This is a genomic window from Pseudoalteromonas sp. Angola-30, assembly GCF_028599215.1.
GTDB lineage: Bacteria > Pseudomonadota > Gammaproteobacteria > Enterobacterales > Alteromonadaceae > Pseudoalteromonas > Pseudoalteromonas atlantica.
Genome location: NZ_JAQREI010000081.1, coordinates 1 through 333 on the forward strand (window position 1 = coordinate 1; position 333 = coordinate 333).

At 51.4% G+C, this 333-nt stretch carries 1 protein-coding gene; it reads left to right on the forward strand.

Going from position 1 to position 333, the window contains the following annotated elements; genetic code table 11:
* A partial coding sequence (locus tag PSH54_RS20695; RefSeq protein ID WP_273607020.1) for an Ig-like domain-containing protein occupies positions 1-333 on the forward strand: 333 nt, incomplete at both ends.

Genomic DNA, 333 nt, shown 5'->3' on the forward strand with positions numbered 1-333 from the left:
ACAGCACGCCAACCATTAGTGGTACCACGAATGCACCAGCCGGCACGGTAATTAGCATCAGCGTTAGCGATGGCATTACCACCGAAACCTTTACAGCCACAGTCCAAGCGGGTGGCAGCTGGTCAGCTGATGTACCAAATGCATTGGTTGATGGTGAGCTAACCATTGAAGCCAGTGTGAGTGATAACGCCGGTAACTCTACCACAGTTAGTGAAACCGCCACGCTAAACACCACCGCGCCAAGCATTAGCATTAATGCCTTGGTTGATACCAACGACACCACGCCAACCATTAATGGGACAAGTGATGCAGCCGATGGCACTACCATTAGCT